Raw genomic sequence first — 19,551 nt, forward strand, 5'->3', positions numbered from 1 at the left:
AAATTTTGAACCGAAAGACTTATTTGCCGGAAGCCGAAGCGGTTTCCTTGGAGAGTTTGGCCGCGGTGTGGATGGCCTTGCGGATGCGGCCGTAAGTGCCGCAGCGGCAGATGTTTCCACGCATGGCCGCGTCGATGTCCGCATCGGTCGGGCTGGGCTTGTCTTTCAGCAGAGCGACGGCCGACATGATCTGGCCCGACTGGCAGTAACCGCACTGGGGCACCTGCTCCTCGATCCAGGCCTGCTGCACCGGGTGCAGATTTTTCTCGGTGCCGATTCCTTCGATGGTGGTGATTTTCTTTCCGGCTGCGGCCGAAACCGGGGTGGAACACGAACGGATGGGGGTCCCGTTCAGGTGGACGGTGCAGGCCCCGCACTGGGCGATGCCGCATCCGAATTTCGTACCTTTCAAACCTACCACGTCCCGGATCGCCCATAACAGAGGCATCTGGGGGTCTGCGTCGATGGTTTGTTTTTTGCCGTTGATGGTCAGTGAGAGGGAAGCCATAGGTATCATCGGTTTGGAAAGCGAACAATATGCTGAAAATGGAGGATTCCGGCAAGCGCTTTTATTTGAAGATGGCCTTTATTCGACAAACGGTAGGATTTACGGGATAAAATACCGGGTCGGGGAACACATTCCCCCCGGCCTTAGTTAGGCCTTTCAAACGACTTCTCATGAAAACCGCCAGTGAAACTTCCGTGACCATCAATTCCGAAGAAAGCCGTTTTGAGCTGAAAATCGACGGAAAAACCGCCTTCATGGTGTTCGTCCCCCGGGCAGAAAATGTTCTGCTGCTGACCCATACGGAAGTGCCGCCGAGTCTGGAGGGGCAGGGGGTCGGTACGCAGCTGGTGAAAGGCGTTTTCAATTACCTGGAGGAGAACAATCTCAAGATGGTTCCGCTCTGCCCCTTTGTAGCCGTCTATCTGAAACGGCATCCCGAATACAACCGGCTCGTGGCACCCGGTTATCAGGCCCGTCCGTAAGGGCCGGAGCAACCTGACCGACGCCGGTTTGTCGAAAAAATTCGGGCCGATGCGTCCGGTCCGGTTCCTGATTTGTTTAGGTTTACGGCCGTACGTTTTTCGTCACCTCCATGGATCGAATCAAAGACCTGCGGCTGGCCGTCCTGATCGACGCCGAAAATGTTCCCTATGCCAACATCAAGGAGATGCTGGAAGAAATTGCCAAGTACGGAACGCCGACCTTCAAACGAATCTATTCGGACTGGACCAGCCAGAAGGTTTCCGGCTGGAAATCCGTCCTGCTGGAACACGCCATCACGCCCATTCAGCAATACAGTTATACCTCCGGGAAAAATGCCAGCGATTCGGCCATGATCATCGATGCGATGGACATTCTGTATACCGGCCGGGTCGACGGCTTCTGCATCGTTTCGAGCGACAGCGACTTCACCCGACTGGCGACCCGGCTGCGGGAAGCCGGCATGAAGGTATTCGGGATCGGCGAAAAAAAGACGCCCACGGCATTTATTTCCGCCTGCGACAAATTCATTTACCTCGAAATCCTGAAGGCGGCCGAAGAGCCCGCCAAGTCGGACGTAACCTCCCCCAAAACTGAACCCGCTCCCAAGGCCCCGGCCTCAAAGTCCACCATCGGGAAAGTGGACCGGGCCCTGACCCGCCTGCTCATCGACAGCATCAACGACCTGGCCGACGAAGACGGCTGGACCTTTCTGGGCGAACTCGGCAACCTGCTGCTGAAGAAACAGCCCGATTTCGATCCCAGAAATTACGGGTTTAAAAAGCTGCTTCCGCTGATCAAGAGCATGGCCCGGTTTGAAATCGATGAGCGGAGTTCGGGAAAAGGCAACAACCTGCACGTCTACGTCCGGAACAAAAACTGATACCCGATTTTCAGGCAATCGGCGTTTTTTCTTCCTCGCGGAGATCCCGGGTGGTTTTCCGGGTTCCGTCGTGACTCCAGCCCGGCGGCCCGAACACGTACATAATGCCGTTTCGGAGGCTGCCGGCCTTCCAGGCATCCCGCCAGAGATCGGCCCATTCGTGGAAGGCGATCCGGACGGGATTGTAGGTTTCGATATTTTTGGTCAGGCCGTATTCGGGCCGCTCCTCCTCGGCCTGGAACGTTCCGAACAGACGGTCCCAGATGATCAGGATACCGGCATGATTCTTATCCAGGTATTGCAGATTGGAGGCATGGTGAACCCGGTGGTGGGAAGGCGTATTGAACACCGCTTCGATGAAGGCCGGGAAGCGCCGGATGTGCTCGGTATGAATCCAGAACTGATACAGCAGGCTGATCGACTGCATGGTCAGGACCGCCACCGGGTGGAAACCCACCAGCGGCATCCAGGCCCAGAACAGGAAAGCCCCGCTGATCGTACCGGTCCAGGTCTGCCGGAGGGCCGTACCCAGATTATACTTCCGGGAGGAGTGGTGAACCACGTGGGACGCCCAGAAATACCGGCTGCCGTGGCTGATGCGGTGAAACCAGTAATAACTGAAGTCGTCGGCGAAAAAGAGCAGAACCCAGCCCCACCACGCCGTCGGGTCGACGGTAAACAGCCGGTATTCATAGATCAGGTCGTAGACCCAGAGCATCAGCCCCTTCCCGACCAGCCCGATCAGCGCGTTGCCGATGCCCATCGCGAGGCTGCTGAACGTGTCCCGTTTTTCGTAATAGTCCTTCTGCTGAACGGCCGTAACGATCACCTCCGCCAGAACCAGGATGACGAATGCGGGAATGGCGTAATGGATCAGGTCGGGCATTGCAGGTGAAAATTTTCAAAAAACACTAAAAAGTAGGATGTTTTTCATAACAAAACTATGAAAAAACCGGGTATACCACACGACGTGCAACCGGTTTTTCCCTCCAAAAGCGGACCGCCGTCCGGACGGAAAGAATCAGGAGAAACGTCTACGGCAGAAAATCCGGAATATCTACACGCAATCCGGCCATCCGGATTTTTTGGTAGGTGTTCCGTAACGATCTTTGTATAAATTTTGAAGCTGGAATGAAGATCGATTTAAGAAGTGATACGGTAACCCGGCCCGTTCCGGGAATGCTGGAAGCCATGTTTCAGGCGGAGGTGGGCGACGACGTGCTGGGCGACGACCCGACCGTGCAGGCGCTGGAAACCAAAGCCGCCCGCCTGTTCGGGATGGAAGCGGCCCTGTTCTGTACGTCCGGGACGATGACCAACCAGATTGCCGTCCGGGTCCACTGCCGACCGGGCGACGATGTGATCTGCGACCAGCTATCCCACGTGTATCTGTATGAAGGCGGGGGCATTGCGGTCAACGCGCTGGCCTCGGTGAGTCTGGCGCAGGGCGTGCGGGGCAAGCTGACGCCCGACCTCGTGCGTGAACTGATTCAGCCCGACGACATTCACAAACCCCAAAGCCGGCTGGTCTGCCTCGAAAATACCGTCAACAAAGGGGGAGGCTGTTATTATACCGTGCCGGAAATCAACGCCGTCCGGAAAGTATGCGACCAGCACGGGCTGCGGCTGCACCTCGACGGGGCCCGCCTGTTCAACGCTCTGATCGAAACCGGCGAAAGCCCGGAAGCCTACGGGCAGCTGTTCGACTCGATCAGCCTCTGCCTTTCCAAAGGGCTGGGCTGCCCGGTCGGATCGCTGCTGATCGGCAGCGCGGAGTTCATTCACCAGGCCCGCCGGTTCCGGAAGCTCATGGGCGGGGGCTGGCGGCAGGCCGGTTACCTGGCCGCTGCGGGCATCTACGCCCTCGATCACCACATCAACCGCCTGAAGCTCGACCACGCCCGCGCCCGCAAGATCGGTCAACTGCTGGAGGAGCTGCCGGAGGTAGCGGAGATTTACCCGATCGATACCAACATCGTCATTTTCAGGCTTGAGCCGAACATCTTGGCCGCTGATTACGTTGAAGAATTAGCCGCCAACGGCATACTCGCCGTTCCTTTCGGAAAACATCTCGTCCGTTTCGTCACTCATCTCGATTTTACGGATGAGCACCTGGAGCGGCTGAGCGAATTGTTGTCCGAGCGGGTTCAAAGGAATTGAGATTCAGTATTATGCATATTCAGACCAGAACATTACAACGATCGGATTACGGCGACCTGCGGGAAGCCATGATCGAAGTGTACAGTGCCATCGGAGGGGATTACTGGGAAAAAAACCTGATCGACAAACTGCTCCGGATTTTCCCGGAAGGGCAGTTCTGCGTGGAGGTCGACGGCAAGGTCGTCGCCTGCGCTCTGGCGATCCGGGTGAAGTACAGTGATTTCGGCGACAATCATACCTACCGGGAGATTACCGGGAATTACACCTTCAGCACCCACAACCCCAAGGGCGACTGGCTCTACGGAATCGAGGTGTTCGTGCACCCGGAATACCGCGACCTTCGCCTGGGCCGCCGGCTGTACGATGCCCGCAAGGAACTCTGCGAGGCCCTGAACCTGAAGGGGATCATGGCCGGCGGACGGATTCCGAACTACGGAAAATATGCGGGAGAATTATCGCCCCGCGACTACATCGCCAAAGTGAAGCAGAAGGAGATCTACGACCCGACGCTGACCTTTCAGCTTTCGAACGACTTCCACGTCAAGAAAATCCTGCGCGGCTACCTGCCCGGCGACAGCGAATCGCTGGAGTTTGCGAGCCTGCTGGAGTGGAACAACATCTATTACGCCGACGAAAAGGACAAAAAACCGCATACGGATGCCATTATTCGGCTCGGGGTGGTTCAGTGGCAGATGCGGCCGTTCCGCAACCTGCAGGCCCTGCTCGACCAGGTGGAGTTTTTCGTGGACGCCGTCAGCGATTACAAGGCCGACTTTCTCGTGCTGCCGGAATTTTTCAACACGCCCCTGATGGCCGAGTATAACGAACTTCCCGAGCCGCTCGCGATCCGGAAGCTGGCCGATCATACGGCCGAGGTTCGGCAGCGACTGTCCCAGTTTGCCATTTCCTATAACGTCAACATCGTCGGGGGCAGCATGCCGCTGGTGGAGGAAGGCAAGCTGTATAATGTGGCTTATCTGTACCGCCGGGACGGTTCGTTTGAAGAATACCGGAAAATTCATATCACGCCCAACGAGGTGAAACACTACGGGATGGTGGGCGGCAACGAAATCCGGGTGCTGGATACCGACTGCGGCAAAATCGGAATCCTGATCTGTTACGACGTCGAGTTTCCCGAGTTGAGCCGGATTCTGGCAAGCCAGGGCATGCAGATTCTGTTCGTGCCGTTCCTGACCGATACCCAGAACGGCTATACCCGCGTGCGGAGCTGCGCGCAGGCCCGGGCCATCGAGAACGAGTGTTACGTGGTGATTTCGGGCTGTGTGGGCAACCTGCCCAAAGTGCATAACATGGACATCAATTACGCGCAGTCGGCGGTGTTTACCCCCTCGGACTTCCAGTTTCCGACCAACGGCATCAAGGCGGAGGCTACGCCCAACACCGAGATGGTACTGATTGCCGACGTGGACCTGTCCCAACTGAAGGAACTTCACGAATTCGGCTCGGTGCAGGTGATGAAAGACCGGCGGACGGACCTCTACGACGTGACCGTAAAACGGTCGGCGCGGACCCGGCCGGAAAAGAAGAAAGATCAGTCGAGCGCCGAGGAAATGAAGGTGAAGCCTTCCATCCTGATCGTCGAATAAAAGGCTTTAAACGCCCGGCAAGAAGCTTGCCGGGCGTTTTTTTATGGCCGTTCTGAGTCGGACCGGCCGCTTTTACGAAACCGTCCCGGGCTTTTCGAGGCTTTCCGTCTGATTCGAATACATTGCAACGATCCTTTTTCATGATGTACTGGCTGCACCGCCTGAGTAAACTCGACGCGCACCACCGCCTGATGGCCGCATCGGGGACCGCCCTGCTAACCGGTGTTTTGACGCAGTCGCAAGACAGGCTGACGACCCGAATCATCCTTATCTGGCTGGTCTTCGGTCTGACGTTGCTCCTGCTGAGCTGGGTCACCATCCTGCTCGCGCACCCGCGTAAGGTCGCGCAGTTTTACCGGCTTCAGGACGCCAGCCGAACGGCCCTGTTTGTTCTGGTGGTAGTGGCTGCCCTGGCGAGCCTGTTCGCCGTAATCGGGATGCTGGAAACCACCCAGGGCATGGACCGGGCGGAGGTCGACCGGCACATCTACCTGTCGGTTTGCTCGGTGCTGACCTCCTGGGCGCTGGTGCATACCATCTTCACGCTCCGGTATGCCCACCTCTGGAATGAAAAAGCCCCCAACCTGCCGGGTGGGGGACTGAATTTTCCAAACGACGACAATCCGGACTTTCTGGATTTCGCCTATTTCTCCTTCGTAATCGGCATGACCAGTCAGGTTTCGGACGTGGGTATCTCCTCGAAAACCATCCGTCGGCACGCCCTGTTTCACGGCCTCATCTCCTTCCTGTTCAACGCGGTCATCGTCGGGCTGACGATCAACCTGCTGTCCGGGCTGCTGAAACCGTAAGCAGGTGCCGACGACGCTTGTCGCCTTAAACCACCACGTTCACGATCTTTTTCGGCACCACGATCACCTTCTTGGGGGGTTTGCCTTCCAGCCATTTCTGCACCGTCTCATTGGCCAGCACCTCCTTCTCGATGTCGGAAGCCGCCGTGTCGAGCGGGAACGAGAGCGTGGTCCGGACCTTGCCGTTGATCTGCACCGGGTATTCGACGGCGGCTTCGACCAGATAAGCCGGGTTGAAGGCCGGGAAGGCGGTTTTGCTCAGCGTGCCGGGTTCATTACCCAGTGCGGCCCAGAGTTCTTCGGTGATGTGGGGCGCAAACGGCGCCAGAACAACGACCAGATCCTGAAGAATAGCCTTTTTATTGCATTTCAGGGCCGTCAGTTCGTTGACGCAGACCATGAAGGCACTCACCGACGTATTGAAAGACAGGTTCTCGATGTCTTCGGCCACCTTTTTAATCACCTTGTGCAGCGACTTCAGTTCGGCAGGGGTCGGATCGCCGTCGGTCACCAGCCACTTGCCCGCCCGGATGTCGGTGCCCTCGTCGTAGAAAAGCCGCCAGAACTTTTTCAGGAAGCGGTACACCCCGTCGATGCCGTTGGTGTTCCAGGGTTTGGCGTCGGTCAGCGGGCCGAGGAACATCTCGTACAGCCGGAGCGTATCGGCCCCGTAGCGATCCACGATCGTATCCGGGTTGACGACGTTGAACTTCGACTTCGACATCTTTTCGATTTCCGTCCCGCAGACGTATTTGCCGTCTTCCAGAATGAATTCCGCGCCCTCCGCCAGATCCGGGCGGGCCTGCCGGAACGCTTCGATATCCAGCACGTCGTTCTCCACAATGTTGACGTCTACGTGCAACGCCGTCACCTCATACTGGTTCCGCAGGCCGGCAGACACGAACACGGGCGTTTTCCCCTCTCCCACCGAATCCTTTACCCGGTAGACGAAATTGGAGCGCCCCTGAATCATGCCCTGGTTGACCAGCTTTTTAAACGGCTCCTCCTCCGGCACGTAGCCCCGGTCTTTCAGAAACTTGTTCCAGAACCGGCTGTAGAGCAGGTGGCCCGTCGCGTGTTCGGAGCCGCCGATGTAAAGGTCCACGTTCCGCCAGTAGTCGATGGCGGTTTTGTCGGCAAATTCACGCTCGTTGTGCGGGTCCATGTAGCGGTACCAGTACCAGCTCGAACCGGCCCAGCCGGGCATCGTACTCAGTTCATATTCATACTGCCCCTTGTATTTCCAGCCCTCGGCGCGGCCCAGCGGGGGTTCACCGGTTTCGGTCGGCAGGTATTTATCGACTCCGGGCAGTTCCAGCGGCAGGTCGGCCTCGTCGATCAGGTACGGCAGACCATCCCGAAAATATACCGGCACGGGTTCGCCCCAATACCGCTGGCGGCTGAAAACGGCGTCGCGCATCCGGTAGTTGATTTTGGCCTTTCCCAGCCCTTTTTCTTCCAGAAACCGGATCAGCACCGGCAGGGCTTCCGAAAAGGTCAGCCCGTCGATGATGCCGGAGTTGACATACCGGCCTTCCTTCGTGGGGTCGGCTCCCTGGTCGATGTCCTGCTGGGCATCCAGAATCGGGATAATGGGCAGGTTGAAATGGCGGGCAAACGTCCAGTCGCGCTGGTCGCCTGAAGGAACGGCCATAACGGCACCGGTTCCGTAGCCGGCCAGCACGTAATCGGCCAGCCAGATGGGCACGGGCTGCCCGTTGAACGGGTTGAGACAGTAGCTACCCGTAAAGACTCCGGAAACGGTTTTGGCGTCGGCCATCCGGTCCCGCTCCGAACGCATCCGGGCCGCCGAGACGTAGGAATCGACGGCGGCTTTCTGTTCGGGCGTGGTCAGGGAGGGCACCAGTTCGTGTTCCGGCGCCAGTACCATGAAGGTGACGCCGTAGATCGTATCCAGACGGGTCGTAAAGACTTTGATGCCGGGATTCCCCGCTCCGCCTTCCAGGTCCTGCGCCAGCGGGAAGGTCACCTCCGCGCCGGTCGACTTGCCGATCCAGTTCCGCTGCTGTTCCTTCAGCGACTCCGACCAGTCGACCTCCTCCAGCCCCCGGAGCAGACGGTCGGCGTAGGCGGTGATGCGCATCATCCACTGCCGCATCAGCTTCTGTTCGACGGGATAGCCGCCCCGCTCCGAAACCCCATCCTTCACCTCGTCGTTGGCCAGCACCGTCCCCAGCGCCGGGCACCAGTTGACGACGGCGTCGGCAAGGTAAGTCAGGCGGTATTTCAGGGTGATTTCATATTGTTCCCGCTCGCTCATGGCCTTCCACTCGCCGGCGGTAAAGGCCGGAGCTTCCTCATCGCAGACGGCTTCCAGCCCTTCCGTGCCGTGCTGCTCAAAATGGGCCAGCAGCGTTTCGACGGGTTCGGCGCGGTCGGTTTTGCGGTTATACCAGCTGCGGAACAGCTCCATGAAAATCCACTGGGTCCATTTATAGAATTTCGGGTCGGACGTGCGGACTTCCCGGCTCCAGTCATAACTGAACCCGATATTTTTCAGCTGTTCGATGTACCGGGTGATGTTCTGTTCGGTATTGATGGCCGGATGGACGCCGGTCTGGATGGCATACTGCTCGGCCGGCAGCCCGAAGGAGTCGAAACCCATCGGATGCAGCACGTTGAAACCCTTCAGCCGTTTGTAGCGGGTGACGATGTCCGAAGCGATGTAACCCAAAGGATGGCCGACGTGCAGGCCCGCTCCCGACGGATACGGAAACATATCCAGGATGTAATATTTTGGTTTCCCGGCGATGTTTTCGGTTCGGTACGTCTGGTTATTTTCCCAGTAGTCCCGCCATTTTCTCTCAATCTCCCGATGGTTGTATTCAGACATAAGCTGCCGGCTAAATTAATTTTCCGCAAAAATAGGATTTTCTCACGGATTCGAGGGCCGGTCGCCTTTTTTAAGGCGGTTCAGGGTGTAGCAGACCAGCCGGTTCATGAGTTTCTGGTTGGTCGCCGAGCGGATCGGCCCCATTTCCAGTTCATAGATATAACCCGGTTTCATTTCCGCCAGGGTAAGGCTGGCGGTTTTTCCGTCTGCCGAAAGCCGCACGGCCGTCACCGGTACCGGCTTCAGATCGAACTGCTTCGAGCCGTAGGCCTGGTGGTATTCGTAGTAATACCGCTTAAACTGAAAATTGATCACCTCGGAAGCCGTGGCCGGGTCGAGCGGCTGGGTGAAGGTCAGATCGAAACCGGTCGGGGTCAGCTTCATATCGGCCACCTCCATCGGGACTTTCCCTTTCCAGCGGATGCGCTGAATGCCCCGGGCGCCCGCCCAACCATGGTCGGTCTGACCGACGTACAGGCTGCCGTCCGGCGCAAAGGCCAGACGGTTGTTGCCCCGGCGCAGGGCGGTTCCCGCCAGAAAAGGGGCGCAGGCCCCCTGCATCTGCCCGTCGACGGTTTCGAGCATCAGCCGGATCAGGTAAGGGTGATCCATCTCGCCGATCAGCATTTTCCCGGCAAACGGCCCGAACTTCCCTCCGGTCTCATCCAGCACCGGCTGGGTGGGCGAGTTGGCGATACGGCTGTGGGGAAAGGCGATGGATTCCACCGTCCGCAGGCTGTCCAGTGCCCGGACGGGAAGCGTCAGCGGGTTGATGTCGGGAAATCCCTCCTTCCAGACCAGGCTGGCCGGGTGGCCGTAGTGTTTCCCCTCCTGCACGTGATACAACTTGCTGGTCCCGAGCCAGTCGCCCTGATTGTCGGCGGCATACAGGTTACCGGCGGCATCGAAACCGATGCTGTTCGGTGAGCGGAACCCGCTGGCGAAAGGATGCAGTTTGCCGTCGGGGGTCAGTTTCATAATCCAGCCGCGGTACGGTACGCAGGAATACATCCGGCCCGGACGGCCCAGCGTATCCAGTCGGCCCCGAACCTCCGGGAAAATACCGGCCCCGTTGGATGCGGTATTCAAAGCGATGAAAATATTGCCCTGCTTATCGCGGATGGGCCCGAACGCAAACTCATGGTAATTCCCGGACAGGCCGAAGTCGTCGGTAACGGTCTGGTAGTCATCCGCTACCCCGTCCCCGTTGGTATCCCGGAGCCGGGTCAGTTCCGGGCGCTGCATGACCAGCATTTCGCGGGGGCTGATCGCCAGGAGACCCAGCGGGTCGTGCAGGCCTTCCGCGAACAGCTTCCAGGCTTTGGATTTCGGGTCGTAGATCATGACCTCCCCCCGGTGGAAACAGGCCACCAGCCGCCCGTCCGGCAGCACGTCAAGGCCCCCGGTTTCGGCGGTCAGCCCTTTCGGCAGGGCAATGTTCTCGACTTCGTAATAGTCCGTGATCGTGTCGGCGGGAAAGTGCCTGGAAGCCGCTGACGGCAGCGAAAACAAAGCCGCTACGACCAGCGGGAGCAGTCGCCCAAACCGGGTGCTGAGGGAGGCAGTGGGCGGCTTTTTCATTCGGCGATCATGGTGATGGTAAACTGTTTCGTTCCGGTGGGCAGGCGCATCAGGCCGCCTTCGATCTTCCCGACCGATGGCCGGTATTTCACCCCGTCGCCGGGTTTGCAGACAAAATAGACCGGACCGGCCACCGGCCCCAGGCTGAACTGCCGCACCAGCCCACGGCCTTTTTCCAGCGGTTTGATGAGTTCCCGGACTTCGATGCCGTTGGCGATATACCGGAACTCCGGGTATCGGTTTACGAGTCGGTATCCCTTGAATTTCACCTGCGGTTCGACGATCGTATTGCTGAACCGGATCGGAAAACCGGCTTTATCACGGAAATACACGTCGCCGATGACGTGGGTCGGCTTGCGTCCGTTGCCGTCCCACTGGTCGGTCATGTCCACGAAGCCACCCGACCACGCATAGCGCAGCCGGCAGGCGCCCGCATCCCAGCAATACGACTGGTTGCCCGGAAGCCCGACGGCAATGCCGGCCGGGCCGCAATCAGGCATAAAGGTCCGGTACAGGGTCGGAAAGGTGGGTTCATACGGATGAGCGGGCTGGTTGTGACCGGCGTGGGCGTCGCCGTTTTCGGAGCGGTTGGCGGCAATATTAGGGTCTTTTTCCAGCGGGGGAACCGATCCCGGCCGGCGGGTAACATACAGGGCGCCGTACATGACGTAGCCGTGGCCCGGATACGTGCAGACATACGGATAAACGCCCTCCTGCTGCACCACGAAGCTGATCTTTTCGGCTTTTCCCGGTTCGACGACGGCGGTATGAGCCACCACATCCGGCGTCCGGGGCACATAATTCAGTTTGACCGCCTGATCGCTAAGGTTCAGGGCGGTGTTGACCACCCGAAGGCGAGCGCCCGGCATCGTCAGGACGAAGTTATGGGCCATGTCGTCATAGTTGTCGACGGTCAGATGGACGCGGGTGCCGGGCCGGACGACAAAGCGGGGAACGTCGAATTTGAGCCCTTCGATGGCCCGGATGGTCAGCGTAGTGTCCTGAGCGAGGGCGGCCACCGACGAAAGCAGACCCAAAACCGCAGGCGTACAACGGATTAAAAGTTTGTTCATGCAGGCAAATTATAAGCGAAAAAGGAATCTTCCGGGTTTGTCTACTGTTTTCAAAACAGACCCGCAACCTATAAAAATGTCCGTTTCCAATCAATGGGAATACAATTTCGGGAACCGCTTTACGTTGAATGTACAGTTCCCAGAACGATAATTATCCAGTACCCTATCGACCTACCATTACGTTCGGATCGCTGTCCGGCTTAGCCGGAACCTGGTAATTCAGGACCGCCGTTCGGCGATGGTTTCCCCCTTTTTATCTCTGACTGACTGAATCAAACCCATATCGACGGATGTTTACAGGCATCCACTGCTACCCTTATGCGCCTGAAAACTGCTGCGGCACTGTCGCTGAATGCCGCCTTTCTTGCCTTCCTGATCGGTTGTCAGTCCGATCAGGACGCGGTCGAACCGGCACCGGACTGTCTGGTGAAGGCCGCATCCACCAACGGACAGGTGGTTCCCGGCTCCTACCTGGTTACCTACAAAACTGAAGAACTGCCGGTGGCCCCGGGTGCCCGCGTCGGCGCCGGGTTCGAAATGCTGCTGACCCGGAACCGGCTTGCGGACCCGAACGCGCAGGTTCTCTTTTCGGGAAAGGAAACGAGCTTTCTGGCCCACCTCAGTGCCCGGGAAGCCGAACAGCTGAAAGCCGATCCGGCCGTCGAACTGGTTGAACCGGACCGGATCATTTCCATGTGCAGCTGCGTGGACGTGCAGGCTACCACCACCGTAACCTGGAACATCCGACAGACCGGATTCGGGCGGGGCGATCTGAACATCAACCTCCAGAAAACCGCCTGGATTCTCGACACGGGCATCGACCAGGATCACCCCGACCTCAACGTGGATACTGGCCGCAGCCGGTCGTTCGTGACGGGAAAGACCCCGGAAGACGAGAACGGCCACGGCACGCACATTGCCGGGATCATCGGCGCCAAAAATAACAGCATCGGCGTTACCGGGGTGGCCTCGGGTGCGCGGCTGGTGGCGCTGAAGGTGCTGGACAATGAGGGTGAAGGGCGGCTTTCGGTGCTGGTGCAGGCCGTTACGCATGTGTATCAGAACGGAAAGGCCGGCGACGTGGTCAACATCAGCATCGGGGGCGAAGGCACCTCGGCTACGCTTGAACGGGTCATCCGGCAAACCGCCGACCGCGGCATCTACTTTGCGATTGCCGCCGGCAACGAGGGGGAATCGACGGAGAAATACTCTCCGGCCAACATCGACCATGCCAATGTGTTTACGGTTTCGGCCATGGACCGGAACGATAACTTCGCTTCGTTTTCCAACTACGGCCCGGACGTGGACGTGTGTGCCTATGGCGTCCGGATCTCCTCGACCTACAAGGACGGCGGCTATGCCACCCTGTCGGGAACCTCGATGGCGACTCCGCACGTGGCCGGCCTGCTGCTGATCCGGGGCCGGAGCATTCCGACCGACGGCTACGTCAACAATGACCCCGACGGCCAGGCCGACCCGATTGCGCGGGAAGCAGCCAATAAGCAAAATGGCCGGAAACCCGGCCATTTTGCGTTTACTTTCCTCTGACGATCTTCCAGGAGAACATCGGGTTCTGGGTTTGCATGTACACCCGTACCCACAGGGGAAGGATCATCTCCATGGCCCGGGCGCCGGTCAGGTCGCCGAGATCGATCACGTCGTCCCAGCCCCAGGGTTTCAGAAATTGCTCCGTGACGAACTGCCGGGCTTCTTCCTCGTTGCCGCTGATGAACATGGTTCCCTTCTCGCCGGGAGCCGACAATCCGGCGTCGACCATGACGGCCGTGGTGACGATGTTCAGGGTTTTCACGACTCTGGACTGAGGAAAAGCCTTTTGAATCTGTTCGGCCAGGGAATCGGTGTTGCCGACGAACAGGGACGGGGGCATTCCTTTGGAGAAGTCGAGCGGATTCGAGATGTCCACGACGACCTTTCCGGCCAGGTTGTTTTCACCGGCCTGCCCGAGGGCTTCCAGACTGCCTTCTCCCTTCGTGCAGTTGAAAATAACTTCTCCGAAAGCGGCCGCATCGGCGAAACTGCCCTGGGAGGCTGCGCTGCCGTTCTGTGCCACCCATTGGGCGGCTTTTTCGTTGGTAGCCGACCGGCTGCCCATTCTGACCTCATGTCCGGCCCTGATCAGGGCCGATCCGATGGTGTTTCCGACCACCCCGGTACCAAGTACACCAATTTTCATAATTTTCCGGATGTTTAGGGGATGTATGCCCCATCAACTAAAGACCTTTGGTTTTAATTCCAAAAGCCGCACGGGGCCTGCCGGAAGCGGGTTCGGCCGGGTAAAGCAGGGAGCCGCCCCAATTGGAAAAGTAATACTGCAGGAAGCGACTCATTTTATAAATGGCTGAAAACTCTTGCTTTAGTCCAACAGATTGTCCAAATTTGCTGCGGATTTGAATGGCTTCCCGACGGCACCGCGAACGTGCCGTTTTTCGTAAAGATAATTACCTACTAAGTATATATACTAAATTAGTTATGCAATCCATTTCGGCCTCCGACTCTCCGACCGATTCGGCCTTTCCTGCCGGATTGAATCTGAACGGCCTGAAAATCACGGTTCAGGGCGAGACGGCTGCGGAGCAGGCCGAAGTTCTGAAAGCGGGCTTCCCCCAGGCCGAGATCGAGGTATTCGCACCGCCTTTGGGCGCTCCCCGTCATCTCCTGCTCCGCCGTCGCACGCGGACGGAAATTGCAGTGTATGTATTTGCGGCTCTGGCCCTGATGGTGGTCGGACACCTGACGTTCAGTTACCTGACCCTCGACCGGCTGACGCTGCTGATGTCGACGCTGGAGCTGAACAACGACATCTGGTATTACATCCTGGGGGGCTTCATTGCCCAGATGATCGACGGGGCGCTCGGCATGGCCTACGGTGTTACGGCCACCACCCTGCTGCTGACCGTGGGCGTCAGCCCGGCTGCGGTCAGTGCCAGTGTCCACACCTCCGAAATCTTTACCAGCGGAGTCAGCGGGTATATGCACCTCCGGTTCGGCAATGTCAACAGCAAACTGTTCAAGGTGGTATTGATCCCGGGCGTCATCGGGGCCTGCCTCGGGGCCTACGTGCTGGTCTCCCTCGAAGAGTATTCCGCCTACATCAAGCCCATCGTGGCCGTGTACACGGCCATTCTGGGCATCCTGATTATCCGGAAGGCGCTGACCAAAAAGATCAAGAAAAAGCCGATCCGGAAGATCGGTTTGCTGGCCTGGTTCGGCGGAACGATGGACGCCATCGGCGGTGGAGGCTGGGGACCGATCGTCTCCTCGACCCTGATCGCCAGCGGTCGTCACCCCCGGTATACCATCGGGTCGGTGAACCTCGCCGAGTTTTTCGTATCCCTCTCCAGTTCCCTTACCTTCGTGACCCTCATCGGCTTTACCCACTGGCAGGTGGTGGTCGGCCTGATTCTGGGCGGTATGATTGCCGCGCCCATTGCCGCCATCCTGTCGACCCGGCTTCCGATAAAAGCGATGATGATCATGGTCGGGGTAGTCGTAATTATCGTAAGTTTGCGGAATATTATCACGGTTATTTTTTAGTGACCCGTCGGGAAACCGTTGCCGGGGCCTGGGCTGGGAAGTCGTGGCCCGGCGGCTGCCGATATGAGTACATCCTATGAAAAAGCAAACCAAAGCCATCCGGATTCAGACCAGGAAGTCGCAGTACCGCGAGCATTCGACGCCGTTGTTCCTGACTTCCAGTTTTACGTTTGAAAGCGCCGAACAGGGCAAGGCCCTGTTCGAAGAATCGGAAGAAGGGAATATTTACTCTCGGTTTTCCAATCCCAACGTATCGGAATTCGTCGAAAAGGTCTGTATGCTCGAAAATGCCGAGGAAGGCATTGCGACCGCGACGGGGATGGCTGCCGTTTTTGCCAGTATTGCGGCTCTGGTCCAGGCCGGTGACCACATTGTAGCCTGCCGGGCTCTGTTTGGTTCCGCCCACCAGATTATCTCTCAGATTCTGCCTAAATGGGGCATCACGCATACCTACGTGGACGCCACGGCCACCGAGGCCGAGTGGGAAGCCGCCCTCCGGCCCAACACCCGGATGGTCTATCTGGAGACGCCCTCCAACCCCGGGCTGGAGATGGTCGATCTGGAGATGCTGGCCCGTCTGAAGGCGAAACACGGGTTTATCCTGAACGTCGACAATTGCTTCGCCACCCCGGTGCTGCAAACGCCCATCGACTTTGGCGCCGACCTCTCCGTGCATTCGGCCACGAAGTTCATGGACGGTCAGGGACGAGTACTGGGCGGGGTCATCGTCGGATCATCGGAGCTGATTGCCCCGATCCGGTTCTTCGCCCGTCATACCGGCCCGTCGATGTCGCCGTTCAACGCCTGGACGCTGTCGAAGAGTCTCGAAACGCTTTCGCTGCGGATGGAACGGCATAGTTCCAACGCCCTAAAGCTTGCCCAGGCTCTGGAAGCGCACCCGGAGGTCAGCTCGGTCAAATATCCGTTCCTCCCCTCCCACCCGCAGTTCGAACTGGCACAGCGCCAGATGTCGGCCGGCGGTGCCGTCATTACCTTCGAGGTGGAAGGCGGTTTCGAGCGGGTGAAAGCCCTGTTCGAATCGCTGGAAATCGCTTCGCTGTCGTCCAACCTCGGCGACACTCGAACCATTGTGACCAACCCGTTCACGACAACCCATTCCAAACTGAAGCCGGACGAGAAAAAGGTTCTGGGCATTACGGAAGGGCTGATCCGGGTATCGGTGGGACTGGAAGACGTCGATGATCTGATCGCCGATTTCAACCAGGCCGTCAGCCAATCCGCCGAGGTCGTAAAATCGACGATTACTTCCGAAGACTGATATGAAAACCCTGGTTTCCATCGCCCTGTTGATCATGACCCAGCTTGCCGCCGGCACCGCCCGGGCGCAATCGGTCAAGAAACCCGTTCGGGTGGGCGTGGCCGGACTGGTTCACTCGCACGTCCACTGGATTCTGGGCCGGGCCAAACAGGGTGATATTGAAATCGTGGGCATTGCCGAACCCAACCGCGGGCTGGCCGAACGTTTCCTTAAGCAGCATAACCTGCCGATGAGCCTCGTCTACCCGACGCTGGAGGAGATGATCGAGAAGACCCGTCCCGAAGCCGTCACCGACTTCGGCCGGATCATCGATCACCTCAGAACCGTCCAGGTCTGTGCGCCGAAAGGCATTCACGTGATGGTCGAGAAACCGCTGGCGGTCAGCCTCGACCATGCCCGGCAGATGGAAACCCTGGCCAGGAAGCACAACATTCATCTGCTGACCAATTACGAAACCACCTGGTACGGCAGCAACCACCGGGCCTATGCCCTCGTCAACGGGGAAAAAGCCCTCGGAGACATCCGGAAGATCGTGGTCCACGACGGCCACCAGGGACCGAAAGAAATCGGGGTCAATAACGAATTTCTGGAATGGCTGACCGACCCGGTTCTGAACGGAGCCGGTGCGCTGTTCGACTTCGGCTGTTACGGGGCCAATCTGGCGACCTGGCTGCTGAAGGGCCAACGACCGCTGACCGTGACGGCCGTCACCCAGCAGATCAAACCGGACATTTATCCGAAGGTCGACGATGAAGCCACCATCATCCTGACGTACCCGAAAGCGCAGGCCGTGATTCAGGCCTCCTGGAACTGGCCGTTCAGCCGGAAAGACATGGAGGTTTACGGCCAGACCGGCTACGTCTTTACGTTGGACGGTAAACGGATGCGTCTCCGGCTGAAGGACGACAAAACCGAACAAACCGCAGAAGCCGCTCAGTCGGAGGCACCTGCTCCCGACCCGTTTGCCTATCTGGCTTCGGTGGTGCGCAATGAAACTAAATCGACGGATGATTTGTCATCCCTGCAAGTGAATCTAATCGTCATGGAAATTCTGGATGCCGCCCGTCGGTCGGCGAAGGAAAACAGACCCATCGCTCTGAAGTAAGCATATGATCGCAGAATCTGCCTATACACTCGAAAGTCTTTCCGGTTTGCTGGCAGGCAAAAATGAGGTGGAAAGCCTTCGGACGCTGGCCGAATTGTTTCCCGGTCAGGTCGTGTTCTCGACCAGCCTCGGTTATGAAGATCAGGTCATTACGGATATGATCTTTTCCAACAACATTCCGATCCGGGTCTTTACGCTCGACACGGGCCGGATGTTCGGCGAGACCTATCAGGTCTGGCAAAAGACCAACAGCCGCTACGACACCAAAATCGAAGCCTACTACCCTAAACAGGAAGCCCTCGAAAAGCTGCTTAACGAAAAAGGCCCGTTCAGCTTTTACGACTCCGTCGAAAACCGCAAGGAATGCTGCTTCATCCGGAAAGTGGAGCCGCTGAACCGGGCGCTGGCCGGCAATAAGATCTGGATCACCGGGATCAGGGCCGAACAGTCGCAGAACCGTCAGACGATGACGCAGGTCGAGTGGGATGAGAGCCATCAGCTGTTCAAATTCCATCCCCTGATGAACTGGTCCTTCGAGGAAGTGAAGGAATATGTTCACCGGAACAACGTTCCGTATAACCCCCTGCACGACCGGGGCTTCGTCAGCATCGGCTGCCAGCCCTGCACGCGCGCCATCCGCGAAGGGGAAGATTTCCGGGCCGGCCGCTGGTGGTGGGAAGACAATTCAAAAAAGGAATGCGGTCTGCACGCTCGTTGATCCTTAGAGACTTACCGATATGAGTACGTATAAGTTAGATTACCTCGACCAACTCGAATCCGAAGCGATTCACATCATGCGGGAGGTTGCCGGACAATTCGAACGGCCGGCCCTGCTGTTTTCGGGCGGGAAAGACTCGATTACGCTCGTCCATCTGGCCCGCAAAGCCTTCCGCCCCGGAAAATTCCCCTTTCCTCTGGTCCACATCGATACCGGTCATAATTTCCAGGAAGCCCTGGATTTCCGCGACTGGCTGGCCGAAAGTCTGGGCGAAAAGCTGATCGTCCGGTACGTCGAGGATACCATCCGTGAAAAGAAACTGAAGGAACCGACCGGCCGAAATGCCAGCCGCAACGCCCTGCAAACTTATACCCTGCTGGATACCATCGAGGAATTCGAGTTCGATGCCTGCATCGGCGGAGCCCGCCGGGATGAGGAAAAAGCCCGCGCCAAGGAGCGGATTTTCTCGTTTCGGGACGAATTCGGCCAGTGGGACCCCAAACGCCAGCGTCCCGAACTCTGGAACATCTACAACGGAAAGATTCACAAGGGCGAGAACGTCCGGGTGTTCCCGATTTCGAACTGGACCGAACTCGACGTATGGAATTACATCCGGCGGGAAAACATTGCCCTGCCCGGCATTTATTTCGCCCATGACCGGGAGCTGATCCTGCGCGACGGTCGGTATCTGGCCACGGCCGGGAACGTCATCCAGCCCGAACCGGACGACCAGATCGTTAGGCGAAAAGTGCGGTTCCGGACAGTGGGGGATATTTCCTGTACGGCCGCCGTCGAATCCACCGCCGAAACGCTCGATGCGGTCATCGATGAGATTCAGGCCACCCGCATCAGCGAACGGGGCGAAACCCGCATCGATGACCAGACCTCGGAAGCCGCCATGGAAGACCGGAAAAAGGGCGGTTATTTCTGATTTTTACC

General features: G+C 58.2%; 17 protein-coding genes. 11 read left to right on the forward strand and 6 right to left on the reverse strand.

Annotated features, from left to right (window positions below; translation table 11 throughout):
* Positions 1–19 precede the first annotated feature (19 nt).
* Positions 20–508 (reverse strand): (2Fe-2S)-binding protein, encoded by a 489-nt coding sequence (locus tag DX909_RS04940; RefSeq protein WP_128543995.1) that lies wholly within the window; start codon positions 506–508, stop codon positions 20–22.
* 170 nt (positions 509–678) lie between these two features.
* Between DX909_RS04940 and DX909_RS04945 the strand changes: the two genes are divergently transcribed.
* Together DX909_RS04945 and DX909_RS04950 are read left to right on the forward strand one after the other, a co-directional pair.
* Positions 679–990, forward strand: coding sequence for a GNAT family N-acetyltransferase (locus DX909_RS04945; RefSeq protein WP_128543996.1), 312 nt, complete (start codon positions 679–681; stop codon positions 988–990).
* A gap of 110 nt (positions 991–1,100) precedes the next feature.
* Positions 1,101–1,871 carry an NYN domain-containing protein gene (locus tag DX909_RS04950; RefSeq protein ID WP_128543997.1) on the forward strand — a complete coding sequence of 257 codons (771 nt, stop codon included), beginning with the start codon at positions 1,101–1,103 and terminating at the stop codon, positions 1,869–1,871.
* Between the two features lie 10 nt (positions 1,872–1,881).
* Here DX909_RS04950 and DX909_RS04955 read toward each other — a convergent pair whose 3' ends face one another.
* The gene (locus tag DX909_RS04955; protein WP_128543998.1) at positions 1,882–2,757 is read right to left on the reverse strand and encodes a sterol desaturase family protein; all 876 of its coding nucleotides are present in this window, start codon (positions 2,755–2,757) and stop codon (positions 1,882–1,884) included.
* A gap of 245 nt (positions 2,758–3,002) precedes the next feature.
* On the opposite strand from DX909_RS04955, the gene DX909_RS04960 reads away from it, so the two are divergent.
* From DX909_RS04960 to DX909_RS04970, 3 genes are all read left to right on the forward strand, one after another.
* Complete coding sequence (locus DX909_RS04960) at positions 3,003–4,031, forward strand: threonine aldolase family protein (RefSeq protein ID WP_128543999.1); 1,029 nt, start codon at positions 3,003–3,005, stop codon at positions 4,029–4,031.
* A gap of 11 nt (positions 4,032–4,042) precedes the next feature.
* Positions 4,043–5,638: a bifunctional GNAT family N-acetyltransferase/carbon-nitrogen hydrolase family protein gene (locus tag DX909_RS04965; protein WP_128544000.1), complete on the forward strand. Its 1,596-nt coding sequence runs from the start codon at positions 4,043–4,045 to the stop codon at positions 5,636–5,638.
* A gap of 140 nt (positions 5,639–5,778) precedes the next feature.
* Complete coding sequence (locus DX909_RS04970; protein ID WP_128544001.1) at positions 5,779–6,447, forward strand: DUF1345 domain-containing protein; 669 nt, start codon at positions 5,779–5,781, stop codon at positions 6,445–6,447.
* 25 nt (positions 6,448–6,472) lie between these two features.
* Here the strand turns inward: DX909_RS04970 and leuS are convergent, their stop codons facing one another.
* The 3 genes from leuS to DX909_RS04985 are packed head-to-tail and all read right to left on the reverse strand — an operon-like array spanning position 6,473 to position 11,955.
* The gene (leuS, locus tag DX909_RS04975; protein ID WP_128544002.1) at positions 6,473–9,301 is read right to left on the reverse strand and encodes a leucine--tRNA ligase; all 2,829 of its coding nucleotides are present in this window, start codon (positions 9,299–9,301) and stop codon (positions 6,473–6,475) included.
* A gap of 42 nt (positions 9,302–9,343) precedes the next feature.
* Positions 9,344–10,882, reverse strand: a complete 1,539-nt coding sequence (locus DX909_RS04980) for a PQQ-dependent sugar dehydrogenase (protein WP_229310956.1) — start codon at positions 10,880–10,882, stop codon at positions 9,344–9,346.
* Complete coding sequence (locus DX909_RS04985) at positions 10,879–11,955, reverse strand: plastocyanin/azurin family copper-binding protein (RefSeq protein WP_128544003.1); 1,077 nt, start codon at positions 11,953–11,955, stop codon at positions 10,879–10,881. Before DX909_RS04985 ends, DX909_RS04980 begins: the two co-directional genes overlap by 4 nt.
* A gap of 318 nt (positions 11,956–12,273) precedes the next feature.
* Between DX909_RS04985 and DX909_RS04990 the strand changes: the two genes are divergently transcribed.
* The gene (locus DX909_RS04990) at positions 12,274–13,503 is read left to right on the forward strand and encodes a S8 family serine peptidase (RefSeq protein ID WP_128544004.1); all 1,230 of its coding nucleotides are present in this window, start codon (positions 12,274–12,276) and stop codon (positions 13,501–13,503) included.
* On the opposite strand, the gene DX909_RS04995 is transcribed toward DX909_RS04990, so the two are convergent.
* Complete coding sequence (locus DX909_RS04995) at positions 13,490–14,149, reverse strand: NADPH-dependent F420 reductase (protein ID WP_128544005.1); 660 nt, start codon at positions 14,147–14,149, stop codon at positions 13,490–13,492. The two genes, DX909_RS04990 and DX909_RS04995, sit on opposite strands and share 14 nt — an antisense overlap.
* 296 nt (positions 14,150–14,445) lie before the next feature.
* On the opposite strand from DX909_RS04995, the gene DX909_RS05000 reads away from it, so the two are divergent.
* From DX909_RS05000 to cysD, 5 genes are all read left to right on the forward strand, one after another.
* Positions 14,446–15,510 (forward strand): sulfite exporter TauE/SafE family protein, encoded by a 1,065-nt coding sequence (locus tag DX909_RS05000; protein ID WP_128544006.1) that lies wholly within the window; start codon positions 14,446–14,448, stop codon positions 15,508–15,510.
* A gap of 76 nt (positions 15,511–15,586) precedes the next feature.
* Positions 15,587–16,789 carry a trans-sulfuration enzyme family protein gene (locus tag DX909_RS05005; RefSeq protein ID WP_128544007.1) on the forward strand — a complete coding sequence of 401 codons (1,203 nt, stop codon included), beginning with the start codon at positions 15,587–15,589 and terminating at the stop codon, positions 16,787–16,789.
* 1 nt (position 16,790) lies between these two features.
* Complete coding sequence (locus DX909_RS05010) at positions 16,791–17,894, forward strand: Gfo/Idh/MocA family protein (RefSeq protein ID WP_128544008.1); 1,104 nt, start codon at positions 16,791–16,793, stop codon at positions 17,892–17,894.
* A 4-nt stretch (positions 17,895–17,898) separates the two neighbouring features.
* Complete coding sequence (locus tag DX909_RS05015) at positions 17,899–18,612, forward strand: phosphoadenylyl-sulfate reductase (protein ID WP_128544009.1); 714 nt, start codon at positions 17,899–17,901, stop codon at positions 18,610–18,612.
* A gap of 19 nt (positions 18,613–18,631) precedes the next feature.
* Complete coding sequence (gene cysD, locus DX909_RS05020) at positions 18,632–19,543, forward strand: sulfate adenylyltransferase subunit CysD (RefSeq protein WP_128544010.1); 912 nt, start codon at positions 18,632–18,634, stop codon at positions 19,541–19,543.
* The last annotated feature ends 8 nt before the right edge of the window (positions 19,544–19,551 follow it).

The organism is Larkinella soli (genome assembly GCF_003703975.1).
GTDB classification, from domain to species: Bacteria; Bacteroidota; Bacteroidia; order Cytophagales; family Spirosomataceae; genus Larkinella; species Larkinella soli.

Excerpts from the sequence above, each read along its gene's own strand:
- DX909_RS04950 (WP_128543997.1), top strand. The coding sequence starts at position 1,101 with ATGGATCGAATCAAAGACCTGCGGCTGGCCGTCCTGATCGACGCCGAA.
- DX909_RS04945 (WP_128543996.1), top strand. The coding sequence starts at position 679 with ATGAAAACCGCCAGTGAAACTTCCGTGACCATCAATTCCGAAGAAAGC.
- DX909_RS04940 (WP_128543995.1), bottom strand. The coding sequence starts at position 508 with ATGGCTTCCCTCTCACTGACCATCAACGGCAAAAAACAAACCATCGAC.
- DX909_RS04980 (WP_229310956.1), bottom strand. The coding sequence starts at position 10,882 with ATGAAAAAGCCGCCCACTGCCTCCCTCAGCACCCGGTTTGGGCGACTG.
- DX909_RS05010 (WP_128544008.1), top strand. The coding sequence starts at position 16,791 with ATGAAAACCCTGGTTTCCATCGCCCTGTTGATCATGACCCAGCTTGCC.
- DX909_RS04995 (WP_128544005.1), bottom strand. The coding sequence starts at position 14,149 with ATGAAAATTGGTGTACTTGGTACCGGGGTGGTCGGAAACACCATCGGA.
- DX909_RS05005 (WP_128544007.1), top strand. The coding sequence starts at position 15,587 with ATGAAAAAGCAAACCAAAGCCATCCGGATTCAGACCAGGAAGTCGCAG.
- DX909_RS04955 (WP_128543998.1), bottom strand. The coding sequence starts at position 2,757 with ATGCCCGACCTGATCCATTACGCCATTCCCGCATTCGTCATCCTGGTT.
- cysD (WP_128544010.1), top strand. The coding sequence starts at position 18,632 with ATGAGTACGTATAAGTTAGATTACCTCGACCAACTCGAATCCGAAGCG.
- DX909_RS05000 (WP_128544006.1), top strand. The coding sequence starts at position 14,446 with ATGCAATCCATTTCGGCCTCCGACTCTCCGACCGATTCGGCCTTTCCT.
- DX909_RS04970 (WP_128544001.1), top strand. The coding sequence starts at position 5,779 with ATGATGTACTGGCTGCACCGCCTGAGTAAACTCGACGCGCACCACCGC.
- DX909_RS04965 (WP_128544000.1), top strand. The coding sequence starts at position 4,043 with ATGCATATTCAGACCAGAACATTACAACGATCGGATTACGGCGACCTG.
- DX909_RS04985 (WP_128544003.1), bottom strand. The coding sequence starts at position 11,955 with ATGAACAAACTTTTAATCCGTTGTACGCCTGCGGTTTTGGGTCTGCTT.
- DX909_RS04990 (WP_128544004.1), top strand. The coding sequence starts at position 12,274 with ATGCGCCTGAAAACTGCTGCGGCACTGTCGCTGAATGCCGCCTTTCTT.
- DX909_RS05015 (WP_128544009.1), top strand. The coding sequence starts at position 17,899 with ATGATCGCAGAATCTGCCTATACACTCGAAAGTCTTTCCGGTTTGCTG.
- leuS (WP_128544002.1), bottom strand. The coding sequence starts at position 9,301 with ATGTCTGAATACAACCATCGGGAGATTGAGAGAAAATGGCGGGACTAC.
- DX909_RS04960 (WP_128543999.1), top strand. The coding sequence starts at position 3,003 with ATGAAGATCGATTTAAGAAGTGATACGGTAACCCGGCCCGTTCCGGGA.